27 protein-coding genes and 1 tRNA gene are annotated in these 26,557 nt (G+C 61.9%); 15 read left to right on the forward strand and 13 right to left on the reverse strand.

All coding sequences use genetic code 11. The features are described 5' to 3' along the window. Position 1 precedes the first annotated feature (1 nt). The 3 genes from OXH74_RS19940 to OXH74_RS19950 all read left to right on the forward strand — a co-directional run bounded on the left by OXH74_RS19940 (position 2) and on the right by OXH74_RS19950 (position 2,288). Entirely contained in the window at positions 2-763 is a 762-nt protein-coding gene (locus OXH74_RS19940) for an SDR family oxidoreductase (protein ID WP_375738501.1), read from the forward strand. A 287-nt stretch (positions 764-1,050) separates the two neighbouring features. Then, positions 1,051-1,392 (forward strand): ribonuclease E inhibitor RraB, encoded by a 342-nt coding sequence (locus OXH74_RS19945; protein WP_215370511.1) that lies wholly within the window; start codon positions 1,051-1,053, stop codon positions 1,390-1,392. 188 nt (positions 1,393-1,580) lie between these two features. Next, positions 1,581-2,288, forward strand: coding sequence for a type 1 glutamine amidotransferase (locus OXH74_RS19950; RefSeq protein ID WP_375738502.1), 708 nt, complete (start codon positions 1,581-1,583; stop codon positions 2,286-2,288). 69 nt (positions 2,289-2,357) lie between these two features. Here the strand turns inward: OXH74_RS19950 and OXH74_RS19955 are convergent, their stop codons facing one another. From OXH74_RS19955 to OXH74_RS19980, 6 genes are all read right to left on the reverse strand, one after another. After that, positions 2,358-3,782, reverse strand: a complete 1,425-nt coding sequence (locus tag OXH74_RS19955) for a gamma-aminobutyraldehyde dehydrogenase (RefSeq protein ID WP_375738503.1) — start codon at positions 3,780-3,782, stop codon at positions 2,358-2,360. 54 nt (positions 3,783-3,836) lie between these two features. Next, a complete protein-coding gene (locus OXH74_RS19960; protein WP_375738504.1) occupies positions 3,837-4,643 on the reverse strand; it encodes an ABC transporter permease in 807 nt (268 codons plus the stop codon). Further along, positions 4,633-5,571 (reverse strand): ABC transporter permease, encoded by a 939-nt coding sequence (locus OXH74_RS19965; RefSeq protein ID WP_375738505.1) that lies wholly within the window; start codon positions 5,569-5,571, stop codon positions 4,633-4,635. The genes OXH74_RS19960 and OXH74_RS19965 overlap by 11 nt, the downstream gene beginning before the upstream one ends. A gap of 5 nt (positions 5,572-5,576) precedes the next feature. After that, the gene (locus OXH74_RS19970) at positions 5,577-6,587 is read right to left on the reverse strand and encodes an ABC transporter ATP-binding protein (RefSeq protein WP_375738506.1); all 1,011 of its coding nucleotides are present in this window, start codon (positions 6,585-6,587) and stop codon (positions 5,577-5,579) included. Between the two features lie 53 nt (positions 6,588-6,640). Then, positions 6,641-7,795: a putative ABC transporter substrate-binding protein YdcS gene (ydcS, locus tag OXH74_RS19975; RefSeq protein ID WP_215370531.1), complete on the reverse strand. Its 1,155-nt coding sequence runs from the start codon at positions 7,793-7,795 to the stop codon at positions 6,641-6,643. A 175-nt stretch (positions 7,796-7,970) separates the two neighbouring features. Further along, complete coding sequence (locus tag OXH74_RS19980) at positions 7,971-8,522, reverse strand: peroxiredoxin (protein WP_375738507.1); 552 nt, start codon at positions 8,520-8,522, stop codon at positions 7,971-7,973. 456 nt (positions 8,523-8,978) lie between these two features. Between OXH74_RS19980 and OXH74_RS19985 the strand changes: the two genes are divergently transcribed. The 4 genes from OXH74_RS19985 to OXH74_RS20000 all read left to right on the forward strand — a co-directional run bounded on the left by OXH74_RS19985 (position 8,979) and on the right by OXH74_RS20000 (position 12,996). Continuing rightward, complete coding sequence (locus tag OXH74_RS19985) at positions 8,979-10,388, forward strand: circularly permuted type 2 ATP-grasp protein (protein ID WP_375738508.1); 1,410 nt, start codon at positions 8,979-8,981, stop codon at positions 10,386-10,388. A gap of 2 nt (positions 10,389-10,390) precedes the next feature. After that, positions 10,391-11,341, forward strand: coding sequence for an alpha-E domain-containing protein (locus OXH74_RS19990; RefSeq protein ID WP_375738509.1), 951 nt, complete (start codon positions 10,391-10,393; stop codon positions 11,339-11,341). Continuing rightward, complete coding sequence (locus tag OXH74_RS19995; protein WP_375738510.1) at positions 11,338-12,135, forward strand: transglutaminase N-terminal domain-containing protein; 798 nt, start codon at positions 11,338-11,340, stop codon at positions 12,133-12,135. Before OXH74_RS19990 ends, OXH74_RS19995 begins: the two co-directional genes overlap by 4 nt. A gap of 129 nt (positions 12,136-12,264) precedes the next feature. Next, positions 12,265-12,996 carry a proteasome-type protease gene (locus OXH74_RS20000; protein WP_215370546.1) on the forward strand — a complete coding sequence of 244 codons (732 nt, stop codon included), beginning with the start codon at positions 12,265-12,267 and terminating at the stop codon, positions 12,994-12,996. A 315-nt stretch (positions 12,997-13,311) separates the two neighbouring features. Here the strand turns inward: OXH74_RS20000 and OXH74_RS20005 are convergent, their stop codons facing one another. Further along, entirely contained in the window at positions 13,312-14,109 is a 798-nt protein-coding gene (locus OXH74_RS20005) for a c-type cytochrome (RefSeq protein ID WP_375738511.1), read from the reverse strand. A 2-nt stretch (positions 14,110-14,111) separates the two neighbouring features. Then, positions 14,112-14,468 carry a rhodanese-like domain-containing protein gene (locus OXH74_RS20010; protein WP_375738512.1) on the reverse strand — a complete coding sequence of 119 codons (357 nt, stop codon included), beginning with the start codon at positions 14,466-14,468 and terminating at the stop codon, positions 14,112-14,114. Between the two features lie 146 nt (positions 14,469-14,614). Here OXH74_RS20010 and OXH74_RS20015 point away from each other — a divergent pair, with 146 nt between their 5' ends. The 3 genes from OXH74_RS20015 to OXH74_RS20025 all read left to right on the forward strand — a co-directional run bounded on the left by OXH74_RS20015 (position 14,615) and on the right by OXH74_RS20025 (position 19,532). Next, on the forward strand, positions 14,615-15,502 hold the full coding sequence (locus OXH74_RS20015) for an AEC family transporter (protein ID WP_375738513.1): 888 nt from the start codon (positions 14,615-14,617) through the stop codon (positions 15,500-15,502). A gap of 589 nt (positions 15,503-16,091) precedes the next feature. Then, a complete protein-coding gene (locus OXH74_RS20020) occupies positions 16,092-17,297 on the forward strand; it encodes an acetyl-CoA C-acetyltransferase (RefSeq protein ID WP_375738514.1) in 1,206 nt (401 codons plus the stop codon). Positions 17,298-17,387: 90 nt separating this feature from the next. Next, complete coding sequence (locus OXH74_RS20025; RefSeq protein ID WP_375738515.1) at positions 17,388-19,532, forward strand: 3-hydroxyacyl-CoA dehydrogenase NAD-binding domain-containing protein; 2,145 nt, start codon at positions 17,388-17,390, stop codon at positions 19,530-19,532. 82 nt (positions 19,533-19,614) lie between these two features. On the opposite strand, the gene OXH74_RS20030 is transcribed toward OXH74_RS20025, so the two are convergent. The 3 genes from OXH74_RS20030 to OXH74_RS20040 all read right to left on the reverse strand — a co-directional run bounded on the left by OXH74_RS20030 (position 19,615) and on the right by OXH74_RS20040 (position 20,564). After that, entirely contained in the window at positions 19,615-19,986 is a 372-nt protein-coding gene (locus OXH74_RS20030) for a glutathione S-transferase N-terminal domain-containing protein (RefSeq protein WP_375738516.1), read from the reverse strand. A gap of 67 nt (positions 19,987-20,053) precedes the next feature. Further along, positions 20,054-20,314, reverse strand: coding sequence for a hypothetical protein (locus tag OXH74_RS20035; RefSeq protein WP_215370569.1), 261 nt, complete (start codon positions 20,312-20,314; stop codon positions 20,054-20,056). Positions 20,315-20,339: 25 nt separating this feature from the next. Further along, positions 20,340-20,564: a hypothetical protein gene (locus tag OXH74_RS20040; RefSeq protein ID WP_375738517.1), complete on the reverse strand. Its 225-nt coding sequence runs from the start codon at positions 20,562-20,564 to the stop codon at positions 20,340-20,342. Between the two features lie 330 nt (positions 20,565-20,894). On the opposite strand from OXH74_RS20040, the gene OXH74_RS20045 reads away from it, so the two are divergent. Continuing rightward, complete coding sequence (locus tag OXH74_RS20045; RefSeq protein WP_375738518.1) at positions 20,895-21,623, forward strand: amidotransferase; 729 nt, start codon at positions 20,895-20,897, stop codon at positions 21,621-21,623. A 63-nt stretch (positions 21,624-21,686) separates the two neighbouring features. On the opposite strand, the gene OXH74_RS20050 is transcribed toward OXH74_RS20045, so the two are convergent. Continuing rightward, a complete protein-coding gene (locus OXH74_RS20050; protein WP_375738519.1) occupies positions 21,687-22,658 on the reverse strand; it encodes a magnesium and cobalt transport protein CorA in 972 nt (323 codons plus the stop codon). Positions 22,659-22,884: 226 nt separating this feature from the next. Between OXH74_RS20050 and OXH74_RS20055 the strand changes: the two genes are divergently transcribed. Next, positions 22,885-23,382, forward strand: a complete 498-nt coding sequence (locus OXH74_RS20055) for a hypothetical protein (protein WP_375738520.1) — start codon at positions 22,885-22,887, stop codon at positions 23,380-23,382. Positions 23,383-23,432: 50 nt separating this feature from the next. Here the strand turns inward: OXH74_RS20055 and OXH74_RS20060 are convergent, their stop codons facing one another. Next, positions 23,433-24,122: a crotonase/enoyl-CoA hydratase family protein gene (locus OXH74_RS20060; RefSeq protein ID WP_375738521.1), complete on the reverse strand. Its 690-nt coding sequence runs from the start codon at positions 24,120-24,122 to the stop codon at positions 23,433-23,435. 320 nt (positions 24,123-24,442) lie between these two features. On the opposite strand from OXH74_RS20060, the gene OXH74_RS20065 reads away from it, so the two are divergent. The 3 genes from OXH74_RS20065 to OXH74_RS20075 all read left to right on the forward strand — a co-directional run bounded on the left by OXH74_RS20065 (position 24,443) and on the right by OXH74_RS20075 (position 26,197). Continuing rightward, positions 24,443-24,532: transfer RNA gene (locus OXH74_RS20065), tRNA-Ser, on the forward strand. 168 nt (positions 24,533-24,700) lie between these two features. After that, on the forward strand, positions 24,701-24,955 hold the full coding sequence (locus OXH74_RS20070) for a hypothetical protein (protein WP_375738522.1): 255 nt from the start codon (positions 24,701-24,703) through the stop codon (positions 24,953-24,955). 483 nt (positions 24,956-25,438) lie between these two features. Beyond that, positions 25,439-26,197 (forward strand): tetratricopeptide repeat protein, encoded by a 759-nt coding sequence (locus OXH74_RS20075; protein ID WP_375738523.1) that lies wholly within the window; start codon positions 25,439-25,441, stop codon positions 26,195-26,197. The last annotated feature ends 360 nt before the right edge of the window (positions 26,198-26,557 follow it).

Consider the following 26,557-nt stretch of genomic DNA (forward strand, 5'->3'; position numbering starts at 1 on the left):
GATGGACAACATCCTGATTACCGGGGCCGCTTCCGGCATAGGCGCAGCGACGGCGCGGCTCTTCCACGAGCGCGGCTGGAAGGTGGGGCTGATCGACTTGAATCGGCAGTCTCTCGAAACCCAAGCGGCAGCCTTGGGTGGAGCCTGGTTCCGCTCCCTCGACGTCACCGACCTGGTGGCGTTGCAGCAAGCGCTGGCAGACTTCTGCAACCGCCACGACGGTCAGTTGCGGCTGTTGTTCAACTGCGCGGGCGTGTTGCGCTTCGGTCATTTCGAGGAGATCGAGATGGTCGAGCACGCGCGTATCCTCAATATCAACGTGCTTGGGCTGGTCCAGGCGACGCACGCGGCATTTCCCTACCTCAAGGTGACCCGGGGCGGCCAGGTGATCAACATGGGTTCGGCTTCGGGGCTCTATGGCACGCCGGACATGACTAGCTACTCCGCCTCGAAATTCGCAGTGCGCGGCTTCACCGAGGCGCTGGAACTGGAGTGGCGCCGTCATGGCATCCGCGTCGGTGACCTGATGCCCCCTTTCGTGCGTACGCCGATGGTCAGCAGTCAGCGCTTCGAGCCACCCGTACTGCGCCGCCTGGGAGTCAAGCTGACGGCTGAGGACATCGCCTTGGCGGCCTGGCAGCAGGCCCATGGCGCAGCCGTGCATCGGCCGGTGAGCGTGCTGTTCAAGCTGATGTACTGGTCGGGGCAAGTCTCGCCCACCTGGGTCAGCAGGGCGATCATGGGGTTCCTGAGCCGGGCGTGAAGTCAGTTTACTGGCGCAGCAGCCTTGGGCACCGCCTGTCGCCAGATTTGTGACAATTTGTCCTGCCATACGGCAGACCTCGCTCAGCAACGCTACCCTGCAAATTGATGTTGTCATTCACGCTTCACGAGCGGGTGACTGGCCAAGTCCGCGCGGGATGTGGCCAGGGGTCGTACTTGTGTTATCAGGGGACGACTCAGGGCGGCACTGCATGGTGCTGTGAGGTCGATGTCATCGGCCTCGGGGATTAAGCGAAACATTATCCATCGCCAAGAGGAGGTCGTTTCATGAGCACAGCCTTCCACGATGATGTCAGCAGTGATCTCCTTCATCGGATGAAAGAGGGCGGTTTCGATTTTGCCCGGGTCCATCCGATCGAGTTCTACGCCATCTTCCCCGATGAGGACCGGGCGCGATTGGCGGCACGTAATTTCCGTGGCGAATCCTTGAATGCCCAGGTGTCCGCCCGTGCAGATGGGGCTTGGCACCTGCAGGTGAGCAAGGTGATGTATGCGACCCATGCCGGAATCGGCGATTTCGAGCATGACCTGGAAGCCCTGGTGGTACCCCTGGGTGGGGTGCTGGATGGTTGGGGCGTCACACAGGAAATCTCTCCAACGCACCCTTGATCAGATGTCTGGGGGCGCGCCGGCCAGCCTCTTGGGCTGGCTGGTGGGTGGGGCGAAGGTATTCCGGGCAATTGATCAGGCGGTTCTGCGTCCCCTTGCAATGACACGTATTCCACGAAAGCACCTATGTTTCCTTCGCTCGACCCCGACATGCCCTTTGCCTCAGACTCCGCCAACGGAGGCAAACCATGACCGATATCCTGATCCTTACCCACGCTGATTTCTGCTCCCCTGGCCACCTCGGTGCCGTGCTCGATCGCGCCCAGCGCGAATTCACCGTGCTGCGCGTCGACCAGGGCGAGCTGGACGATTACGACCTTGATCGGCCCAAGGCAGTCGCCATCATGGGTGGTCCCATGAGCGTCAACGATCCGATGCCCTGGATCGGGCAGGAGATCGACGCAATTCGATACTGGGTCGACCGTGATGTCCCGATGGTCGGTCACTGTCTGGGTGGGCAGCTGATCGCCCGCGCCCTGGGTGCTTCGGTTCACCGCATGCCCTATACGGAAATTGGCTGGCAGCCGCTGGAGAAGCGTGCACAGGCATCTGACAACCCCTGGCTGGCGCACCTGCCGCAAGAGTTCGCCATCTACCAATGGCACAGCGATACCTTCGAGCTGCCGGAGGGCGCCGAGGGGCTGATGGGCAGTCCCTGGTGCCCAAACCAGGGTTTTGCCTGGGGGGACAAGGTGCTTGGACTGCAGGGCCACCCGGAAATGACCGAGGATCTGGTGCGCCTCTGGTTGACCGACTGGGCGCACCTGCTGGATGAAACCCAGGCCAGCCAGCAGGGCAGGGCACAAATGCTGGAGGACCTGCCGGCCAAGGTGACGGCGCTGAACCAGGTCGCGGAAGGGTTCTACCAACGCTGGCTGAGCTTGGCATTTGCCTGAAAACGCAGGTTGGGTGAAGTGAGCGGCTCTGTGAGGGCGAATGATTTCGCCCTCACAAGGACCAGGCCTTCAATGCCGGATCATCACGTGGCGTACCACGGTGTAATCCTCCAGGCCATACATCGACAGGTCCTTGCCGTAGCCGGATTGCTTGAAGCCGCCATGGGGCATTTCGTTGGTCAGCATGAAGTGGGTGTTGATCCAGGTGCAGCCGTATTGAAGGCGCGAGGCGACCGCTGCGGCGCGGCCGATGTCGCGGGTCCAGACGGACGAGGCCAGGCCATAGTCGGAATCGTTGGCCCAGCGCACGGCTTCATCCACGTCGCTGAAGGGCGTGACGGTCACAACGGGGCCGAATACTTCCCGTTGCACGATCTCATCGTCCTGCCGGGCGTGCGCTACCACCGTGGGTTCATAGAAAAAGCCGCTGCCGGCGACGGGCTTGCCGCCCGTGGCGATCTGGATATGCGGCACGGCACGGGCGCGCTCGACAAAGCCGGCCACGCGCTCACGCTGGCTTTGAGTGATCAATGGGCCCAGTTCGGTAGCCGGATCGTCCTGCAGCCCGGTCTTGAGGCTGGACACCGCACCGGCCAGGTCGGCGACGAAATTGTCGTAGATCTTCTTGCCGGCGTAGATGCGGCACGCCGCCGTGCAGTCCTGCCCAGCGTTGTAGAAGCCGAAGGTGCGGATGCCGGCCACCACGTCGGCCAGGTCGGCGTCATCGAACACCAGCACCGGGGCCTTGCCGCCCAGCTCCATGTGCGTGCGTTTCACGCTTTCGGCGGCGCTGCGGATGATCGCCTTGCCGGTGCCGACGGAGCCGGTCAGTGACACCATGCGCACCAACGGGTGAGAAACCAGGGGGCTGCCCACGGTCGGGCCACGGCCGAGGACGATATTGACCACTCCGGGCGGCAGCAGCTCGGCGATGAACTCGGCCAGGCGCAGGGCGGTCAGCGGGGTCTGCTCAGAGGGTTTCAGCACAACGGTATTGCCGGCGGCGAGCGCCGGGCCGAGTTTCCAGGCGGCCATCATCAGTGGGTAGTTCCACGGTGCGATGGAGGCGATGACGCCTATCGGGTCGCGGCGGATCATCGAGGTGAAGCCCGGCAGGTATTCCCCGGCGGCGGAGCCGGTCAGGCAGCGGCTGGCGCCGGCAAAAAAGCGGAATACGTCGGCGATGGCCGGGATCTCGTCGTTCAGCGCTGCGGAATAGGGCTTGCCGCAGTTGTTCGACTCCAGCCTGGCCAACTCGTCGGCGTGGGTCTCGATACGGTCCGCCAGCTTCAGCAGCAGGGTGGCGCGCTCGCGTGGGGCGGTGCGGGCCCAGCCTTCGAAGGCAGCATCGGCAGCGCGCACCGCCGCGTCCACTTGGGCTTCATTGGCTTCGGGGATTTTTACCAGCACCGCTCCGGTGGCCGGGTTGAATACTTCCAGTGCTTCGCCTTCACCTTGGACGAACTGGCCGTTGATCAGCAATTTGGTTTGCATGGGGCATCCTCGTGTCAGGTGCTAGCCCCTCTCCTGGAAGGAGAGGGGAAAAGACTATTTCCCACCGCCCGCCACCGCTTCGGTACCCCGCGTCAGGTAGTAAGCGCCGAGGATTGGCAGCATGGTGACGAGCATGACCAGCAGGGCGACCACGTTGGTCACAGGTACGTCTCGTGGGCGGCTGAGCTGGCTCAGCAGCCAGAGCGGCAGCGTCTGCTCGTGGCCAGCAGTGAAGGTGGTAACGATGATTTCGTCGAAGGACAGCGCAAAGGCCAGCATGGCGCCAGCGAGCAGCGCGGTCGCAATGTTGGGCAGAATGATGTAGCGAAAGGTCTGCCAGCCGTCGGCGCCCAGGTCCATCGAGGCTTCGATGAGGCTTTGGGAGGTGCGGCGGAAGCGCGCAATCACGTTGTTGTAGACGATCACCACGCAGAAGGTGGCATGGCCAACCACGATGGTGAAGATGCCGGGCTCTATCCCCAAGGTCTTGAACGCTGCAAGCAGGGCAATGCCAGTGATGATGCCGGGCAGCGCGATGGGCAGGATCAGCATCAGGGTTATGCTTTCCTTGCCGAAGAAGTCGCGGCGGTACAGTGCGGCGGCGGCCAGCGTGCCGAGCACCATGGCCAGGACGGTGGCCATGCAGGCGACCTTCACCGAAAGGATGATGGCCTGGAGCACGTCCTCGCGGCCCAGGACCACGCCGAACCATTCGAGGGTGAAACCCTGCAACGGAAAACTGTAGGCCGACTCTTCGGTATTGAATGCATAGAGCAGGATGATCAGGATCGGGAAGTGCAGGAAAACCAGCCCGCCCCACGCGGCCAGTCTCAGTCCCCAGGAGGCTCGCTCAGAGTGCATCGAAGGCCCCCAGCCGTTTGGCGATGGACAGGTAGATAGCAATCAGCAGGATGGGTACCAGGGTGAAAGCGGCAGCCAGGGGGATATTGCCCACCGAGCCTTGCTGCACATAGACCATGGTGCCGATGAATAAACCGCTGGGCCCCACCAGTTGCGGGATGATGAAGTCCCCCAAGGTGAGGCTGAAAGTGAAGATGGACCCGGCCACCACGCCCGGAAAGGACAGCGGCAGGATCACCTGCACGAAAGTCTGGCGGGGCCGTGCGCCGAGATCGGCCGAGGCTTGCAGCAGTGACGGGGGCAGGCGTTCCAGCGAGGCCTGGATCGGCAGGATCATGAACGGCAGCCAGATGTAGGTAAACACCAGGAAGCGTCCCAGGTGGGAAGTGGACAGCGTGTTGCCACCCACTGTGGGGACTGTCAGCAACGCACCCAGCAAACCGTCCAGGTGCAGTTGCTGGATGAGCCAGTAGAGAATGCCGCCCTTGGCCAGGATCACCGTCCAGGCATAGGCCTTGACGATGTAACTGGCCCACATGGGCAGCATCACCGCGATGTAGAAGAACGCCTTCTCCTTGGGCGTGGCAAAGCGCGCCATGTAGTAGGCGATGGGGAACGCGAGCACGGCACTGGCCACGCTGACCGCGATGGCCATGGTCAACGTTCGCAGGATGATGTCGTAGTTGGCCGGGTTGAACAGGGCAACGTAGTTGGCCAGGGTCAGCTCCGGTGTCACGGCCATGGTGAAGTCGTCGAAGGTGTAGAAACTCTGCCAGAGCAGGGCGAACAGCGAGCCGACATAGACCACGCCGAACCACAGCAAGGGTGGCGTCAGCAGCAACAGCAGGTACAGCGTACTGCGGCGGTAGAGCAGGTTGGAGAGACTGCGTAATGGGCCGCTGTGCGGACGTTGAAGCACGGCGGCCATGGCCGCTACTCGCTGAGCGCGATCATCGCGCTGCGGGCCCAGCAGACCTGCACCTGCTGGCCGGGTTGCGGGCGATTGGCGTCCAGTAGCTCGCCATTCGGCAGGCTGACCGCCAAGCGGCTGCCATCGTCCAGGATCAGTTCGTAACGGCTGCTGGCTCCCAGGTATTGCACATCGTGGACGGTGCCGCCGAGTTGCAGCTCGCCCTCTCCGGCATTGCCAAATCGCACATGCTCGGGCCGCAGGGAAAAACTGCCAGTGGCGCCGGTCAGGCGTTGGGCCTGCTCGCCGTGGAGCACGTTGGCGGTGCCGACGAACTCGGCCACAAAGCGGGTTCGCGGCTGGCGATAGAGGTTTTGCGGGCTGTCTACCTGCTCGATACGGCCCTTGTTGAACACGGCCACGCGGTCGGACATCGACAGCGCTTCGCCTTGGTCGTGGGTCACGAAGATGAAGGTGATGCCGAGCTGACGTTGCAGCTTCTTCAGTTCGACCTGCATCTGCTCGCGCAATTTGAGGTCCAGCGCGCCGAGCGGCTCATCCAGCAATAGGACACGTGGGCGGTTGATCAGCGCGCGGGCCAGGGCCACGCGCTGGCGCTGGCCGCCGGAGAGCTGTGCAGGTTTGCGCTCGCCATAGCCGCCCAAGGCGACCATGGTCAGTGCTTCTTCCGCGCGGGTATGGCGCTCGGCCTTGGCCACGCCTTTGACCTTGAGACCGTAGGCAACGTTGTCGCGCACGTCCATGTGTGGGAACAGGGCGTAGTCCTGGAATACCGTGTTGACGTCACGCTCGTAGGGCGGCAGACCTGCGGCTTCCGAGCCGTGAATGCGGATGGAGCCGGAAGTGGGCTGCTCGAAGCCGGCGATCAGGCGCAGGCAGGTGGTCTTGCCGGAGCCCGACGGGCCGAGCATGGAGAAGAATTCGCCGTCCCGGATCTCGATGGACACCCGATCCACGGCCTTCACGTCGCCATAGTGTCGGCAGACATCGGTGAACTGAACGGCTGTGGTCATGGCAAGCAACTCCGGGGGCCCCCTCTCCCCAAGGGAGAGGGGGAAGTTGGGTCCTACCTGCCACCCATGATCGCGATGTAATCCTGGGTCCAGCGGCTGTAGGGCACGAACTTGCCGCCCTGGGCCTCCGGGGTTTTCCAGAAGGCGATCTTGTCGAACTGGTCGTAGCCGTTGGTGGTGCAACCGCCGGGGCCCAGCAGCTCGCTACTGGTGCAGCCTTTGGCAACGACGGGCAGTGAGCCGAACCAGGCGGCGAGGTCGCCCTGGAGCTTGGGCTCCAGCGACCAGTTCATCCACTTGTAGGCACAGTTCGGGTGCTTGGCGTCGACATGCAGCATGGTGGTATCCGCCCACCCGGTGACGCCTTCCTTCGGCACGACCGTGGCCACTGGCTGCTTCTCGGCCTGCAGGGTGTTGGCCATGTAGCCCCAGGTGCTCGCCGCAGCCACGCCTTCGTTCTTGAAGTCGCTCATTTGCACGGTCGCGTCATGCCAGTAGCGGTGCACCAGGCTGTGCTGCTTGCGCAGCAACTCGAGCGCGGCAGCGTATTGCGCTTCCGTCAGCTGATAAGGGTCCTGGATACCCAGTTCCGGCTTGGCGGACTTCAAATAAAGGGCGGCGTCGGCGATGTAGATCGGGCCATCGTAGGCCTGCACGCGGCCCTTGTTGCTCTTGCCGTCAGCCAGCGTGGTTTCCTCGAACACGACGCTCCAGCTATCCGGGGCCTGCTTGAACAGCTTGGTGTTGTACATCAGCAGGTTCGGACCCCATTGATAGGGTGTACCGAAATGCTGGCCATTCACCGTATGCCAGGGCGCATCGGTGAGCCGCTCGTCCAGGTTCTTCCAGTTGGGGATCAGGTCCGGGTTGATCGGTTGTACACGCTTGCCAAAGATCAGTCGTAGCGATGCGTCGCCTGAGGCTGTGACCAGGTCGTAGCCGCCCTTGGCCATCAGGCTGACCATTTCATCGGAGGTGGCTGCGGTCTTCACGTTGACCTTGCAGCCGGTGTCTTTCTCGAACTGGGTCACCCAGTCGTAATTCTTGTCCGTTTCGCCGCGCTCGATGTAGCCGGGCCAGGCAATGATGTCCAGGGCGCCTTCAGTCGGACCCAGTTGTTTGGGAGGGTCCGCAGCTTGCGCCGAGGCGACGAGGCACATACAGCTGACAGCAAAGGACAGGCAGGTGGGTTTGAGCGAAAAAGACATGGTCGACTCCTGAGGTACGGAACGTTGGGAGCCGTTGCGGCGAAAGTACAGGCCGATGGCGGCGTGCTGCAAGCAGTCGGAAAATTTGCTGCTACTCGCTCTGAGCAGCGTAGTTCGGGGCTTTTGGGCTGACAAGGAATCGCCCGCGCAGCCCTTGGCGATGAAGTGACCAGGTTCAGAAGCGGATGGTGGGTTCGCCCTTGTGCCAGTTGCAGGGACAGAGCTCATCGGATTGCAGAGCATCGAGCAGGCGCAAGGTTTCCTGGGGATTGCGTCCCACGGAGTGGTCATTGACCGATACGTGCCGAATCAGATTGGCGGGGTCGACGATGAAGGTGGCACGCAGTGCCACCCCCTCACGGCGATCGAGAATGCCGAGGGCGCCGGCGAGTTCATGCTTGATATCGGCCAGCCAGGGAAAGCTCAGACCCTTGAGGTCCTGGTGGTCGCGACGCCAGGCAAGGTGTACGAACTCGCCATCCGTAGAGGCGCCGATCAGCTGGGTGTCGCGCTCATTGAATGCATCGAGAAGGTCGCCGTAGCCCCTGATCTCGGTCGGGCAGACGAAGGTGAAGTCCTTCGGCCAGAAGAACAGCACCTTCCATTTGTCGGGGAAGCTGTCCTGGTTCACGCGCTTGAATGCCTGGTCGGGCTGCGCGGCCAGTTCCGAGTCGCTGTCCACGGCCAGTAGATCGAAGGATGGCAACTTGTCTCCGACGGTGAGCATGGCAGAGCCTCTCCAAAAGGGGCGGGCGAATTGCCCGAGGAATATGGAAAGCCTCGGTGAACCGGGGAAATGCACTCCGACTATATCGCCGATAACTCTGGCTCTCGTCACCGCCCAGCGAAGATTTTAGGCCGGATAGTTATAGGTGAAATTCCAAATCGCAACATATGCATAGAACAATCGGGCGCAACCTGCTCTGCAATGCTGGCCTAGACTGAAGTTCTCGTGTGTCGCGGCGCTCAACCGACTGGCCATGGCAGAGTCCCCGCCAGTCCGATTCACTCCAAAAATACGGCGCCGCCTAATAGGGCGAGGCTGCTGGTTCTGCCCTTCGGGCTGCACCAGACTGGAGCGTGATGGTTGTGTGGGGCTTGCAAGTTATTGAATTGCATTGAGTTGTTGCGATGGCACGAGGCTTGCGAATGAGCATTTGCCCGTGGCGACAAGGAGTACGGCATGTCCCGCACCTTTTATGACGAGATGTATGACGCGAGTGGCCAGTGCCGTCCGCATTATCAGGAATTTGCGCGCTGGCTGGCGGATGCCCCGCCGGAAATGCTCGCCCAGCGCCGGCGTGAGGCTGACCTGCTGTTTCACAGGGCCGGCATCACCTTCACCCTTTATGGCGACGAGCAGGGCACCGAGCGGCTGATTCCCTTCGACACCATTCCGCGTGCCATCCCGATGAGCGAGTGGCGGGTGGTGGAGAGTGGCTGCATCCAGCGTGTGAAGGCGCTGAACCTGTTCCTCGCTGACCTCTACCACAACCAGCGCATCATCAAGGCCGGAATCATTCCCGCTGAACAGGTGCTGGCCAACGAGGGCTATCAGATCGCGATGCAGGGCTTGGACCTGCATCGCGACATCTACGCCCATATCGCCGGCGTGGATCTGGTGCGCGACGGTGATGGCAGCTATTACGTGCTGGAGGACAACTTGCGCACGCCAAGCGGCGTCAGCTACATGCTGGAAGACCGCAAGATGATGATGCGGTTGTTCCCCGAACTCTTCTCCGCGCAACGCATCGCGGCCATCGACCATTACCCGAACCTGCTGCTCGACACCCTGAAAAGCTCTAGCCCGCTGGACAACCCCAGTGTGGTGGTGCTCACGCCAGGGCGGTTCAACAGCGCCTATTTCGAGCACGCCTTCCTCGCCCGTGAGATGGGCGTGGAGCTGGTGGAAGGGGCCGACCTCTTCGTGCGCGACGACCGTGTATTCATGCGCACCACCTCCGGCCCGCAAGCGGTGGATGTGATCTACCGGCGTCTCGACGATGCCTTCCTCGACCCGCTGGCCTTCAACCCCGAGTCCATGCTCGGCGTACCGGGCCTGTTAGCGGCCTACCGTTCCGGCAACGTCGTGCTGGCCAACGCCATCGGCACTGGGGTCGCGGACGACAAGTCAATCTATCCCTATGTCGGCGAGATGATTCGCTTCTACCTGGATGAGGAGCCGATCCTGAAGAACGTGCCTACCTGGCAATGCCGCAAACCCGAAGACCTGTCCCATGTGTTGGCGCACCTACCGGAACTGGTGGTCAAGGAAACCCAGGGCTCGGGCGGCTACGGCATGCTCGTGGGCCCGGCGGCCAGCGCCAGGGAGATCGAGGATTTCCGTGCGCGTCTCAAGGCCCGTCCAGAGGCCTACATCGCCCAGCCGACGCTGTGCCTGTCCACTTGCCCGACCTTCGTCGAGCAGGGTATCGCCCCGCGTCATATAGACCTGCGCCCCTTCGTGCTTTCTGGCCGCGAAACCCGTTTGGTGCCGGGAGGCCTCACTCGGGTGGCGCTGCGTGAGGGCTCGCTGGTGGTGAATTCGTCGCAGGGCGGCGGCACCAAGGACACCTGGATAGTGGAAGACTGATCATGCTGAGTAGAACTGCCTCCGAACTCTATTGGATGTCCCGCTACCTGGAGCGTGCGGAGAACCTCGCACGCATGCTCGACGTCAGCTACTCGCTGTCGCTGATGCCACAGCACGGTCGGGGCGATGGCCTGGAGGAGCTGGCCATGTCGCTGCTCAGTACCGGCACCCTGGATCTGTACCAGGAGCGCCACGGTGAACTGAACGCCGCGCGCATGCTGCACTTCTTCGCCCTCGACGCCGACAATCAGGCCAGCATCTTCAGCTGCCTGCGCGCGGCACGCATCAACGCCCATGCCGTGCGTGGGCGGATCACTGCGGACATATGGGAGAACATCAACGCCACCTGGCTGGAGGTGCTGAGCATCGCCAACGAGGGGCTCGGCCGTTACGGCATCAGCCGCTTCTGCGAGTGGGTGAAGGAGCGCTCGCACCTGTTCCGTGGCGCGACCTACGGCACCATCATGCGCGGCGAGGCCTATCGCTTCATCCGGCTGGGCACCTTCATCGAACGGGCGGACAACACCTTGCGCCTGCTCGATGCGCGCTACGAGATGTTCGGCGAGGAGTCGGAGGAGGTCAGCGATCTGTCCGCCCGCGGTTACTACCAGTGGAGCGCCTTGCTTCGCGCCCTGTCGTCGTTCGAGGCCTATACCGAGGTCTACCGGGGGTCCCCCAACGCCCGCCAGGCCTCCGAACTGCTGCTCCTGCGTGCGGACGTGCCGCGTTCGCTGCGTGCCTGCATGGAGGAACTCAACCTCATCCTGGCCAGCCTGCCGGGCGACAATGGCCGCCCGGCTCAGCGCCTGGCTGCCGAGTTGGATGCGCGACTGCGCTACACCGCCATCGACGAAATCCTCGACGAGGGCCTGCATACCTGGCTGACGGACTTCATCCTGTTGGTTCGCCAGCTGGCCAGGGCCATCCACAGTTCCTATCTGGAGGCTGTATGAGACTGTCCATTCGCCATGACACTACCTACCGCTACGACGACCAGGTCCGCGCGAGCATCCAGTACCTGCGCCTTACTCCGCAGAAGAGCGAACGGCAGCATGTGCTCAGCTGGCAGCTGAGCCTGCCGCGCCCGGCGCGTGCGCAAATCGACCCTTTCGGCAACGTGCTCCACGTGCTGACCCTGGACGAGCCGCACGAGACCATCGTCATTGGTGCTCGCGGCCAGGTGGAAATCGATGAGAAGCGCGAAGCCGAGCACGATAAGCAGTCAGCGTTGCCCTTCCTGCGTTTCACGCGTCTGACCACCGCCGACGATGCGTTGCGTGAGTTCGCCGCGCTCCAATGCGGTACGCGGCGAGACCGCACCGGGCTGATCGACCTGATGGAGGCGCTGCATGCGCAGATGCCGTTCAAGCCCGGTGCCACCTGTGTGGACAGCACTGCCGCGGAGGCCTTCGCCGGGCGCGCCGGAGTCTGTCAGGACCACACCCATGCCTTCCTCGCCTGCGCGCGGAGCCTGGGCATCCCGGCACGCTTTGTCTCTGGCTACCTCTACCAGGGCAACGAACAGAACCTGGCCAGCCACGCCTGGGCCGAGGCCTGGATCGGCGATGCCTGGTACAGCTTCGACGTGACCAATCAGCTGGCCAAGCCCGAACGTCATCTGAAACTGGCGGTCGGCCTGGACTACCTGGATGCCTGCCCGGTTCGCGGCATGCGCCGTGGCGGCGGAGGCGAGCAGATGCACGCCAAGGTCGATGCACCGCCGATGCTGGTGGTGCAGGAGCAGTAAGGCACCACACAAGCTTCATGCCGCGCCGGCAAGCTGTTTCCTGCCTGGCCCGTTATTCTGGACGGACCCGGCTTGCCGGCACAGAAGCGTGTGCAGGAAACGCATGGGGGACTACAAGGAGAAAGTGGCATGACGTACTGCGTAGCCATGCACTTGGCCGAGGGCCTGGTGTTCGTGTCCGACTCGCGAACCAACGCGGGCATCGACCACATTGCCACCTTTCGCAAGCTGTTCACTTTCGGCGTTACCGGTGAACGCCTGATCGTCCTGCAGACCGCAGGTAACCTCGCCACCTCACAATCGGTGGTCAACCTGCTCAAGCAGCGACTCGACGGCCAGCAGCCCAACCTGCACAACGTACCTACGTTGTACGACGCCACGGCCCTGGTGGCGGAAACCATACGCGAGGTCATCGCGCGTGACGGTGTGTCACTGGCCGGCAATACAGACCTGACCTGTTCCTTTCTGGTGGGGGGGCAGATTGCCGGCAGCCTGCCGGACCTTTACAGCATCTATCCGCAGGGGAACTTCATCCAGGCAACCGAGGACACCCCGTTCCTGCAGCTGGGGGAGAGCAAGTACGGCAAGCCGATCCTCGACCGCAACCTGGAGTTCGACACCGATCTGGAGGAGGCCCTGCGCTGCGCTCTGGTGTCCTTTGACTCCACCATCCGCAGTAACCTCTCGGTGGGCATGCCGCTGGATCTGCTGGTCTATCACCGCGACAGCCTGATTATCCCCGCCGGGTATCGAGTCACCGAAGAAGACCCCTATTTCGCCGGTATTCGCCGTCGGTGGGCCGCAGGGCTGCATGACCTGTTGGGCGAGCTGCCGTCGCCTCCGGTGGAGTACAACGTGTAGGCAGGGCTTCCCTTTTCCCACAGGACTCGGACTGCTCCCTCTCCCTCCGTGAGAGGGTTGGGGGGAGGGATGCCTGGCAGACCTGAAATCATTCATCGTGATTGAATTCGCTCACAGGGTTTGGGATGGGTTTGGCGTCGGGGAGAGGCGAACTGCGGTTTCCGTGGCGAATGAATCCGGCCCTGCATTGCCAGGGTGCCCCACGGCAGTTCACTGGAAGGGGCGAGCGGCACTCCATTGAACGGGGCGATACCCAGCGAACCCTTCGCGCACGAATTCATCACTACAGCGTCAGGCCCAGCGGTGCGCCAACCGTCAGGGCGTCACCTTCCTATCTGCCATATGTCGCAGGTAGCCAATCAACTGCCCCAGCTCGGCATCGCTGATCACCTCCCTGGAGAAGCCCGGCATCTTGCCCTGGGGCCAGCGGCGCAGGCTCTGCGGGTCGCGGATGTAGCGCGGCAGGAAGTCGCCTGCGAGATACTCGGTCGGGTTGTGGGGAATGTTCAGGTCGGGCCCGAACTGGGCGTCGCCAGCACCGTTGAGGCGGTGGCAGGCCAGACAGTTCTTCTGGAACAGGGCAAAACCCGCCACCACCGCCGGGCTGGCATTGCCGGCCGGGCGCAGCGCGGGGAAGCGTTCAGCCGCTGAAGGCAGGGTACGGATCTTCGCCACTTGGAATGGCCACTGCTCCGGCCCGATGTCGGAGGCTTGTGGATCGGTCCATACCAGATAGAACGGCCCCGCGCTGGGCTTGCCTTTGGCGAGTGGTGGCCAAGGCTTGGACGGATCTTCCACGGCCAACCAGGCCCGCGATCCACGGCGGTTGAGCAACGGCGCGGCGGGCAGTTCTGCGGCAAAACCGTCCAGGGCGACGGCCTGCAGGTGCTGATCGGGGGTTACGCCTTCGAGCAACGCGGCCAGCGGGACCGCACGGTAGTGCATGGTCGTCTTGTAGGTCACGTCTGCCGTGATCGCCACGTCCCGCGCCTGGGGATGGGCGAGCAGGGTGTCGGTATCCCAGATGCGGGGGCCGCCGGGGAGATCCAGGGTCAGCTCGGCGGCGTGGAGCGGGGTCAGGGCGAACAGCAGGGTGAGTAACGCGCGGCGCATCGTCAGTCCTTTTCGAGAGCGGTTTTCAGGTCGTCATAGCCGCCGCCGTTGATTACCTGGCGATAGCCGAGGCCTTTGAGGTTGTCCTGGGCGATGCCGGCCCTGCGACCACTTTGGCAGTAGAGCACGATGGGTGTGTCCTTGTTCGGGGCGACCTCGGCGATATGTGCATCGATTTTATCGTACTCGATGAACTTGGCGCCGGAGATGGCTCCATCAGCTATCTCCTTGGGCGTACGGACATCGATCAGCACTGTGTCGGAACGTTCGAGCGCTGCGAGAGCAGCTGCCTCATCGATATCGCCGGCCAGCGCCGGCAAGCTGAGCGAAAGGGCGAGAACGGCAAGCAGTGTACGCATGATGGCGTCTCCCTCAGCAGGGTGTTCTGGCACCCTAACACAGTTGCCCAGCGCTGTTATCGCCGGCTAGGATCGCGTTTTTTCGTCATAACCAAAGCGTTTTTCAAGGCCCTTGGGCGGACGAAAAGGCTTTTAAGGAGCAGGCCATGCTGGCCGAGTTGTTCGCCGTGATGGCGCCGGTGTTGATCGTTGCCGGCATCGGCTATGGCTGGGCCCGCTCAGGCCAGTCCTACCCCACGGAATTCATCGCCCGACTGGTTCTGAATATCGGTACGCCGAGTCTGGTGCTTTCCACACTGAGCCGAACCGAGATCGATCGCCACGCCTTCGGCCAGGTGGCCATCGCCTGCCTGGTAGTGATGCTGTTGATGGGACTCATCGGCGCCGGGTTTAGCCGGGCGTTCAAGCAGGACTGGCGCATCCTGGTGCCGGCCTATCTGTTTCCCAACTCCGGCAACATGGGCCTGCCCATCGTCCTCTATGCCTTTGGCGAGAAAGGCTTGGCGCTGGCAGTGGCCTTCTTTCTGGTGCTTTCGGTGGGGCACTTCAGCCTGGGGTTACTGCTATCAGGTACTGAACGCTCGCCCAAGCGGTTGTTGGCAAACCCCATCATCATCAGCCTGGCGCTGGCTTTGCCGATCGTCCTGCTGGATCTCGAACTGCCGCGCTGGCTGGCCAACACCATCGGGTTGCTGGGCGGCATGACCATCCCGCTGATGCTGCTCACCCTTGGTGTTTCGCTGGCTAGCATTCGCGTACGTCATCTGGGAAACGGGTTATTGCTGGGCGGCCTGCGGATTCTCTGCGGGGCAAGCGTGGCCTGGGTGATCGGTGCCGCGCTGGGGCTACCACCCTTGGCCCAAGGCGTACTGGTGATGCAATCGGCTATGCCGGTAGCGGTGTTCAACTATCTGTTTGCGGTGCGTGCGGGGCGCTCGCCGGAAGAGGTGGCGAGTCTGGTGATGTGTTCGACGTTGCTTTCGTTTGGTTTGATTCCGCTGCTGCTGGCGTGGTGGTTACCCGCGCTGCGTTGACCGCCTTGAGCGGTGCGCAGCACAGGACGACCACGTAACGACGATCAGCTGATCAGTCGAGTCAGGTTGGGCAAAATGAGGACGACGGTCGTGGCAAAGACGATAAGACTCGCTTGCCGCATCTTCGGCTGCTTGAACATGGCCAGTTGCCTTTGTTGTTGTTGGAAGATCCTTGCACCAAGCTCCCTACGGCCGGCTTGGATGCCCGAATTCTTCCGTGGCGACGACTAAAAAACCGCCCCGGAAAAACCCGGCAGCGGCCCTTGCATTTCCAACTCTAGGGCTCGGATCACAGCTGCCTTATATCAGTTGGTCACTTCTGTTGTGTTCTTAGTAGCTTCAGGTTATTGGCGCCTGTCAGGTCGAACCGGGCAAGCCCGAGGCCAGACGCATCGCTGATGGCTTTGCCGCCAGTAGGCCACCATTCAACCGTTCGTCTGAGCGCAGTGGTCAATGGGCCTGAGCATTTCCGTCATTGAACCCATGGCCTATAGCGATAAGGTAACTGCACCCTGCCGGGGTATTGGCAAGGCCACTTACAAGAACAACGGGCACCCCGCGTGCCGACCAGCTGCCTCAAGAGGACGCCATGACCGAAGCATTCATTTTCGACGCGGTGCGCACGCCCCGCGGCAAGGGCAAGAAGGACGGTGCACTGCACAGCGTCAAGCCGGTCAACCTGATGGCTGGGCTGCTCAGGGCCCTCGTCGAACGTAATGATCTGGACACCAGTCAGGTGGATGACATCGTCCTCGGTTGCGTGACTCCCGTAGGAGATCAGGGCGCCGACATCGCCAAGACCGCCGCGCTGGTGGCCGATTGGGACGAGTCAGTCGCCGGCCAGCAGATCAACCGCTTCTGCGCATCCGGCTTGGAGGCGGTGAACCTGGCGGCGATGAAAGTACGCTCGGGCTTCGAGGACCTGGTGGTTGCGGGAGGTGTGGAGTCCATGTCGCGCGTGCCCATGGGGTCGGACGGTGGTGCCTGGGCGATGGACCCGGAAACCAACTTCCACACCAACTTCGTGCCGCAGGGCATTGGCGCCGATCTGATTGCCACCCTGGAAGGTTTCAGTCGAGAAGATGTCGACGCCTTCGCCCTGCGCTCGCAGCAGAAAGCTGCCCGGGCCAGTGCCGAGGGTGCGTTCAAGAAGTCCCTGGTACCGGTCACCGACCAGAACGGCATCGTGCTGCTCGATCATGACGAATTCATTCGCGCTGACTCCACGCCCGCCGGCCTTGCTGCGCTCAAGCCGAGCTTCGAGATGATGGGGCAAATGGGCTTCGACGCCACCGCGCTGCGCAAGTACAGCCATGTGGAGCGCATCAACCACGTACACACGCCGGGCAACAGTTCCGGCATCGTCGATGGCGCCGCCGCCATGCTCATCGGCTCTGCCGCCAAGGGCCAGGAGCTAGGGCTCAAGCCGCGCGCGCGCATCGTCGCGACGGCGGTGACCAGCACGGACCCGACCATCATGCTCACCGGCCCGGCGCCGGCCACCCGCAAGGCCCTGGCCAAGGCAGGCTTGACCGTGGCCGACATCGGCTTGTTCGAGGTCAACGAAGCATTCGCCTCGGTGGTGATGAAGTTCATGAAGGACATGGGCGTTCCCGAGGAGAAGGTCAACGTCAATGGCGGCTCCATCGCCATGGGCCACCCGCTGGGTGCCACCGGTTGCGCCATCCTCGGCACCCTGCTGGACGAGCTGGAGGCGCGCAACCTGCGCTACGGCCTGGCCACGCTCTGCGTGGGCGGCGGAATGGGTATCGCGACCATCATCGAACGAATCTGAAATGTAGGAGCGAGCTTGCTCGCGAATGACGCCAAGGATTCGCGGGCAAGCTCGCTCCTACGGTTTCCCCATCGGGATGAGAACAAGAACATGACAGACGCCATTCGTTACGAAAAAGGCCAGGACAATATCGTCGTACTGACCATGGACATGCCCGGGCAGAGCGCCAACACCATGAACGCCGCCTATCGCCAAGCCATGAGCGAGACCGTTGCGCGCCTCGAGGCGGAAAAGGACAGCATCGCTGGGGTGATCATCACCTCCGGCAAGAAGACCTTTTTCGCTGGCGGCGACCTTAACGAGCTGGTCAAGGTCACCAAGGCCGAGGCCAACGAGTTTTACCAGATGGTCCTGGGCATCAAGGGCCAGCTACGCCGCCTGGAAACCCTTGGCAAGCCAGTGGTGGCCGCGATCAACGGCGCGGCCCTCGGCGGTGGCTGGGAAATCTGCCTGGCCTGCCATCATCGCATTGCCCTCAATGACAACGCCGTGCAATTGGGGCTGCCGGAAGTCACACTCGGCCTGCTGCCCGGCGGTGGCGGCGTGGTGCGCATGGTGCGTTTGCTAGGGATCGAAAAAGCGCTTGCGTACTTGGCAGAAGGCAAGAAGGTGCGCCCCGAGCAAGCGCTCAAGGCCGGCCTGATCCACGATATCGCCCAGACCCCGGATGAGATGTTGGCCAAGGCCCGTGCCTGGATCGCTGCCAATCCGACTGCTGTGCAACCCTGGGACGTGAAAGGCTACAAGATCCCCGGCGGCACTCCGTCCAGCCCCAACGTGGCGCAGATGCTCGCCATCGCCCCTTCGGTGTTGCGCGACAAGACCAAGGGCTGCTTCCCGGCGCCGGAGAAGATCATGTGTGCGGCCGTCGAGGGCGCCCAAGTGGATTTCGACGTCGCCCAACTGATCGAGACCCGCTACTTCACAGAGCTGACCACTGGCCAGGTGGCGAAGAACATGATCGGGACGTTCTGGTTCCAATTGAACGAAATCAATGCCGGCAGCTCGCGTCCGAAAGGCCCGGCGCCTTATGTGACGAAGAAGGTCGGCGTGCTCGGCGCGGGCATGATGGGCGCGGGTATTGCCTATGTCTCGGCTATTTCCGGCATCGAGGTGGTGCTCAAGGATGTCTCCGTCGAGGTAGCACAGAAGGGCAAGGCCTACTCCAAGGGGCTGCTGGATCAACTGGTGAGTCGTGGGCACATGAGCGCCGAGAAACGCGATGGACTGCTCGCCCGCATCAAGGCGACCGATCAGGATGCTGACCTCGAAGGCTGCGACCTGATCATCGAGGCCGTATTTGAGAACCGCGAGCTCAAGGCCAAGGTCAGCTCCGCTGCCGAAGCGGTTGCGTTGCCGGATGCAGTGATCGCCTCCAATACCTCGACGCTGCCCATCACAGGCCTGGCCAAGGCCGTGACCAAGCCCGAGAAGTTCATCGGCTTGCATTTCTTCAGCCCAGTGGACCGTATGCCTCTGGTGGAAATCATCAAGGGCGAGAAAACCTCGGATGAAACCCTTGCGCGTGCATTCGACTACGTCCTGCAGATCAAGAAAACGCCGATCGTGGTCAACGACAGCCGCGGCTTCTTCACCTCGCGGGTGTTCGGCACCTTCACCAATGAAGGCATTGCCATGCTGGGCGAAGGTGTCTCGGCGTCGATGATCGAGAACGAAACGCGCAAGGCCGGCATGCCGGTAGGGCCGTTGGCGATCTCCGATGAAGTGTCGATGAGCCTGATGACGCACATTCGTAACCAGACCGCCGAGGACCTCAAGGCAGAAGGCAAGAGCATGCCGCAGCATCCGGCTTTTGCGGTGATCGACCTGATGGCCAACGAGTTCAAACGGCCGGGCAAAGCCGCAGGAGGTGGGTTCTACGATTACCCCGCCGGTGGCCGGAAAACGCTCTGGCCGGAGCTCAAGGCGCGCTTCGAAAAGGCTGATCGGCAGATCCCGCAGGAGGACGTGCGTGACCGCATCCTCTTCATCCAGGCCATCGAGACTGTGCGTTGCGTGGAGGAGGGCGTCCTGCGCTCGACGGCGGACGCCAACATCGGTTCGGTGTTCGGTATTGGTTTTGCCGCCTGGACCGGCGGCGCGCTGCAGTTCATCAACCAGTACGGCATCCGGGACTTCGTCGCTCGGGCGCGTTACCTGGCCGAGCAGTACGGCGATCGTTTCGAGCCGCCAGCGTTGTTGCTGGACAAGGCGGCCAAGGGCGAGCGTTTCTAAACGCCAGGCCTGAACAATAAAACCGGCTCTCATGGAGCCGGTTTTTTGTGTCGCTCGTCTTGCAGCTGGCCGCGGTCGGGACCTACGCCTGGGTGAAGCGGCTTTCCAGGTAGCGGATGATGTCGTTGGACTCGTACATCCAGCGGCTTTCGCCGCTCTCTTCGATCCGCAGGCAGGGCACCTTGATCTTGCCGCCGCCGGCCAGGAGGTCGGCGCGGTGGGCTTCGTCGTTCTTCGCATCGCGAAGGACAATCGGCAGGTTCAGCCGGTGCATGGCTCGGCGGGTCTTTACGCAGAAGGGGCAGGCGTTGAACTGGTAGAGCGCGAGGCTTGCCGCTTCCTCCGCGATCCTGGCTTGCTCTTCAGCGCTGCGACGTAGCTTGCGCGGGCGGGTAATGAAGTCGATGAAAATGATCAGTTGGCCCAGGCCGACTCGTAATGCCTTGATGAACACTGTTGCGCACCCTTGGGTGAAAAAGCGGGGCAGCAGTTTACCCGAACTCGCTGGGCGCGGCCGCCTTTCACGCCAGGTGGCTGTGGCAGCACACCAGCGAGCTCATATCGAACGCAGCGGGCAGTTGCAGCTCGCGGCCGGTCGGAGGGTTGCCGGAGAGGCTCTTCAGGGCTCGGTCGGTCAGGATGCTGCGACCGATGTTGTGATTGCACTCGATGTTCTTGGCGACAGCGCCAACCGAGCCGTGGCCATAGCCGAGCAGCGAGAAGCCATTGGTCAGGATCGCCAGGGCAGTAAGGATGAAGAGTCGGGTACGTTGGTTTTTCATGATGCGCATTGCCTGTGTTGGAGCATCAGCCTTGATGCCCGGCGCTACTGTTCTTCCGACTTGCCAGGGCTGCTGGAATGGCCTGGCTGAGGGATTGGTAGAAGGTCATCGAGGCATCGACTGGGCTGGCACCGACACGACCGCGTTCATACCCGAAACTCACGGTGAGCAGCACCATGACTGCGATGAAATACAGCCCGAGGGAGGCAAGGGCGCCGTTACGTGCGTATTGGAGGGGTAGGTTGCTCATAGGGTGATCCGCATCCGGGAGTTGGGATGGGCGTAGCTTCATGGAAATCGGTTCGATGAAAAAGCGCCGATTCCGCATGGTAAATATCGACAGAACCAATAGTTTCATCTGGTGCGTAAAATTTTATTGACGTCTTGAGCGGGGCAGTGAACTCGCAGGCAAGTCCCCAATTCATGCGGGCTTGAGACGGTCAATCAAGACTGGTGCCGGCGGGCTGGTAAAGTGGGCCGGAATTATGGGTGAAAAGTGGTATTTCCTTCGTTCGGTCAGTGTGTTAAATAAATTTCACATTTTGGCCGAGCGCCCTCTACGCTTCAGGAAAAGTTACCCATGCCGCTTCGTATCTGCATTCTGGAAACCGATATCCTCCGCCCAGAACTGGTTGACCAGTACAAAGGCTACGGCCTGATGTTCGAACAACTGTTCGCCAAGCAGCCGATCCCGGCGGAATTCAGCGTGTACAACGTCGTGGAGGGCCACTACCCCCCAGAAGGGGAGAAGTTCGATGCCTACTTGGTGACGGGTAGCAAATTCGACTCTTTCGGCGATGATCCGTGGATCCAGAAACTGAAGAAGTTCCTGCTGGAGCGATACGAAAACGGCGACAAGCTGCTGGGCGTGTGTTTTGGTCACCAGTTGCTGGCCTTGCTGTTGGGTGGCAAGACTGAACGTGCCACGCAAGGTTGGGGTGTGGGCACCCATAGCTATCAGCTGACCCAGAAGCCCGAATGGATGACCCCGGCACTGGATGAGCTGACCTTGCTCATCAGCCACCAGGACCAGGTCACCCAGCTGCCAGAGAACGCCACACTGCTGGCTTCCAGCGACTTCTGCCCAAATGCCGCATACACCATCAAGGACCAGGTACTGTGCTTCCAGGGCCACCCGGAGTTTGTCCATGACTATTCCCGCGCCATATTGGAACTCCGCCAGGACTACCTGGGCGAGCAGGTCTACAACCAGGGCGTGAGCAGCTTGGACCGCGACCACCAAGGTGCTGCCGTGGCGGAGTGGATGATGCGCTTCGTCGCGCGCGACCGCGCGCCGGAGTCGAGCTGATCGCAGCCACCATGAAGAAGCCCGCCATCAGGCGGGCTTCTTCATTTCTGGGCCGTCGGCAGTTCAGAGCCAGCCGTAATGCTTGAAGCTGGCGTACAGGCCAGTGCAGCCAGCCGCAATGAATCCCAGTACGCCGAAGTACCCGTAGTGCCAGGTCAGCTCCGGCATATTCTGGAAGTTCATTCCATAGATGCCCGCCACAGCGGTGGGAAAGGCGAGAATGGCCGCCCAGGCGGCAAACTTGCGCTGCACGACGCTCTGTCGGGATGACTCCAGCAGGAGACCGACTTCGATTGCGTGATCAGCCATTTCCCGCAAGCCGGTGAGGTCCTCCAGCAAACGGCTCACGTGAATGCCGATGTCACGGAAGTAAGGGCGCATGTGCTTGTCGATGAAGGGGAAGTCCAGGCGCTGCAGCTCCTGGCAGATTTCTGCCATGGGGCCGATGTAACGGCGCAGTCGTAGCAGGTCACGCCGCAGACACTGGACGCGCTCGACATCCGCCTGAGTGAGCGGGCGTTTGAGGACATCCTGTTCGATCTCCTCCAGTTCGGCGTGGTAGCTATCCATCAACGGCCGGTAGTTCTCCATCACGAAGCTGAGCAGCGCATAGAGCACAAAGTCTTCGCCGTGCTCCAATAGCAGCGGACGTGCCTCGCATCGTTGGCGCACCCGGGAATAGGGTGCGGACTCGCCATAGCGGGCGCTGATCACATAGCCCTTGCCGGCGAAAAGCTGCGTCTCGATGAACTGCAACTCGCCCTTCTCCTCGATGGGCGAGTAGACCACCAGGAACAGAGCGTCTCCGAAGGTTTCCAACTTGGGCCTGGTATGGCGCGTAAGGGCATCCTCGAGGGCGAGCTCATGCAGATCGAACTGTCGTTGCAGGTTGCTCAGCTCCTCGGCGCCCGGATCATGCAGGCCAATCCAAACGAAATGGCCGGGTTTGCTGGCCCATTCCAAGCCTTCATCGAGGGTGATGTCGGTGACTCTCTTGCCCTTGGCATAGACTGCGGCAGCAACGACTCGACCCATGGTTTCAATGTTCCTTGCGGTGACGTTCTTCTTTGAAATTATTGCGCCGAGCTTAGCGCGCTTGAGGTTATGAGTCTCGTCGCGTGCCTTGAGTTCGCGCGCGGCAGCAATCCCGGCAGCCTTTATTGAAAGTTTGAGTGCTGTGCCGTCGGTCGAGCGCCATGAAACATCATGTTACGTCTACTAGCGTTAAGTGGTGACTGCCAGCTTGAAAAGGAGGCCTGACATGTCGCTCAGAAAATGTCTGCTGGCGATTGCCATCTGCTCGGTAATGGGGGGCTCGCTGGCGTTGCTGTCTGGCGACTTGTCCAGCCTTTCTGGCGCCTATGCCAAGGAGGGCGGCAGTGGCGGTGGAGGAGGTGGTGGTCACGGTGGCGGAGGCAGTGGAAGTGGCGGACACGGTGGCGATGGAGGTGGCGGAAGCAGTGGTCACGGCGGCGATGGTGGCGGGAGTGGTCACAGCGGTGAAAGCGATGGGGGCCATGGCGGCAACAGAGGCCCGGGTAGCGCGAACAGCGGACGTAGCGGGGACGACGGAGCTGGCCACGACGTTGGCGATGACCATGGTGCTCGCCAGGGCGCCGATGATGGGCCGGACCATGACGTAGGTGATGACCATGGCATGCGACACGGAGCGGATGACGGGCCAGACCATGATGTCGGTGATGACCATGGTGTTCATGCCGGCGGTGAGCCAGGGGACGACAAGGGCGGCACGATGTAGACCTCCCTGCATGAAACAGCCCCGCGCTGCGGGGCTGTTTGTCGGCCAGTTCAGACCAGGTGTTGCTTGTCCATTTCGATGGCCGCGTCCAGGGTATCGAGCAGCGTCTTGCGTACCTTGAGCTTGGTGTTCTTGTGCGCGGTCATGTTGATCTTCTTCAGCTGTTGCGCTGCAGCGAGCGCCGCTGCGGGAAGTTGCTCGGCAGGCACCACTTTGTCGAGGAATCCAGCATCCACGGCGCCCTGCGGGTTGAACATCTCGCCATTGATGACCGAGCGGTGGAAGGCGGATTTACGCAGGCGATCACGCGCCAGCTCGATGCCCACGTGGTGCATGGTCATGCCGATCTGAACCTCGTTCAGGCCGATGTTGAAAGAGCCTTCCACGCCAATGCGGTAATCCGCCGACAATAGGATGAATGCGCCTTTGGCAACTGCATGACCCGGGCAGGCCACGATGATGGGGTAGGGGTGGGCCAGCATCCGGCGGGCCAATGTGGAACCCGCTGCCACCAGCGCAACGGCATTCTGCGGGCCGGAGGTCATCACCTTCAGGTCGTAGCCGCCGGAAAGGATGCCTGGTTGCCCGGTAATGATCACCACTGCACGGTCCTGCTCAGCGCGATCCAGCGCCGCGTTGAACGCCGCAATTACATCCGGGGAAATGGCGTTGACCTTCCCATTGCACAGGGTCAGCGTGGCAATGCCGTCCTCGAGTTGGTAGGAGATCAGCTCAGTCATGGCGGGTTCCTTATGAAGAAGTGGGGCAGACGTTACTCAGCGGCACCCGCCAGGTAAAGCACTTTGACTGACTGGTGAGTCAGGCGCAGCGGGCCTTTCAACCCTTTCGAACCCCATCCGACGCGCCCCTTGAGGCCCGGCTGTTGCGCTTTCCAGCGCCTCTTCGCCCCGCTTCAGCCCTCTTGACAGGGCAAAGGGAAGTTGGCATCGCTAAACAAAATTCATAAACGCATGAAAATTATGAAAAAAGTGTTTGCATTCCGGAAAACACTCCACTAAATTAGCGCACCTCGACGGGGCCAACGCTTCGAAGAGATTCCGGTGAGGTGTCCGAGCGGTTGAAGGAGCACGCCTGGAAAGTGTGTATACGGGAAACCGTATCGAGGGTTCGAATCCCTCCCTCACCGCCACTTTCCGTATAGATAAGCCCCTGATGTCTAACGAGATCAGGGGCTTTTTCTTTGCCTGCGAAAAAGTGGGTGCCGAAGAAGTGTCGAAGCTGTCGCAGCCACCCCTTCCAGCCTCAGCTCACCCCGGACGAGAATGCCCAATCGCTCTGGACGACAGAGCCGTGCAGGATGCGCACGAACGATGTTCTCATCGACTACGAAAGCGTCCAGTCCCTCGAGCTGCAGCAGCCTCACTTCCATATTCGGGTCTTTCTCGGCCCGAACAACACCAAGCTTCCCATTGACTTGGTCGTCTGCATACACCGCTTTCATGACCGCTCGGAGTACGCCCAGCTCGATACGCCCGGCACCAACGAGTTGTATCTGGGGGGCGCGTATTCGATCTTTATGTTGGCCTCTTTACTGAAGGGAATGAACAACTAGGGGCAGATTTGATTTCTGGTCCCTTGATGGCTTCGGAGCAGCGGCTGCCGGTCGCAAATGGCTGGAGCAGATATATGGGAGTCGTTGATTGCCCATCGGCCAGGACGACTATTGATCATCAGGACTGGAAGGAGTGTGTCAGCCGCTATGGTCCGGAGCGCGTGAGAAGAACGGGATACTGTTCTCGGCCCGCTGCGGAAGGTGGCGGCGTCTGCGCGGTTGAACGGGGGAGGGACGGGGCGCGGCCGTTGGACGGCGTTTTCCCATTGTCGGTGGGTGGCAGGAAGCCTGGCCGGCGCTCCCAGGGCGCTGGCAGGTGCCCGACGGGAACTTCAGGGTGGTAGCGGAGGTCGGAGATCACCGCCATGCCAGCCCTTCGCCCACGCGTGCGACTCCGGGCCACGGCGGGATATTCGATAACAGACAAGATCCACTACCCGCCGTCCTGAGACCTCCGTCTTGGATCAGGTGAGAATGCATCCCATGCAATCAAAGCGCTTTATGTCGATCCTGATGCTGGCCATCTGCACGGCCGCTTCGTTGCCTGCGTTGGCGGCCCAGCAAAGCAATAGCGCGTCGGCTGCGATGTTGGAGGCTGCGTCGCTGCAACTGGAGTTTGGTGAGGTGGAGCAGGCCGGCGACACCCTGGAGCGCGCCTTGCGCATCGAGCCGAACAACCCCGCCACCTTGCATTATCTGGGGCAGGTCCGCCTACAGCAGGGGCAGTATGAGCAGGCCGTAGCCCTGGCTACGAAATCCAATGCGCGCGCTCGCAACAATACCGAGTTGCACAACCGCAATCTCCAGCTGATTCAGGCGGCCCGGCAGGCCATGGGGCCGGGCGTGTCGACCGGTTCGGCCGTGGAGGTGGAGGTAGATGAGCTGGCTGAGGTCCAGGTGGGCTTGGATCAGGAAGTGGAACGGCAGCGTGCGGCGGGCATCGCAGCTGCCTCGGCGGAAGATGGGGAGCAGTTCACCTCACTCGCCCCGGCGCAGGAAGAGTTCATAACGGAGCCGCAGTCAGGGGGTTGGCAACCGCGTGACGAAGGAGGCCTGCGGGCTGCCTCTTTCGAGACACAGCCAGCTTATGAAGAGCTGCGTATCCCCCGTGGGCATATGCCGCCGCGTGGCAAGTGCCGAATCTGGTTTCCTGATCGCCCCGCAGGACGCCAGCCAGCGCCCGGGAAATGCAAAAAGCTGCAGCATCGGGTCCCGCAAGGCGCCTATCTTGTGCGGGGTTGAGGCCTGAGCCTTCATTCGTCCTGGTTCATGTTGATTTAACGGGTAACGCTACGTAAGGCCGCGGTCGGCTCCGCCCTCGAAGAAGTGGGTGCGGGTTCCCGAGCGGTTCTCGATCACCCAGGGGCCATAGATGTGCCCGGAGGATCGGTAAGGCAACCGGGTGGACCGAGCGGCTAGCCCGCCAGGCGCCGGTGATGTAGCGCTGGGTAACCGGGGAGGTTGCGACCCGTATGGTCTGGTTTTCTGCGGGCTTGTGGGGTCGTTTGCCGCACGAAGTGGCTACAGTTAAACACTGGATGCGGAGGATGGGCGATATGAAATGCGCGAACTGCTCAGGCGAGGCGCAGCAGGTTGATTCTG

This window comes from Metapseudomonas boanensis, assembly GCF_042232855.1.
GTDB lineage: Bacteria > Pseudomonadota > Gammaproteobacteria > Pseudomonadales > Pseudomonadaceae > Metapseudomonas > Metapseudomonas boanensis.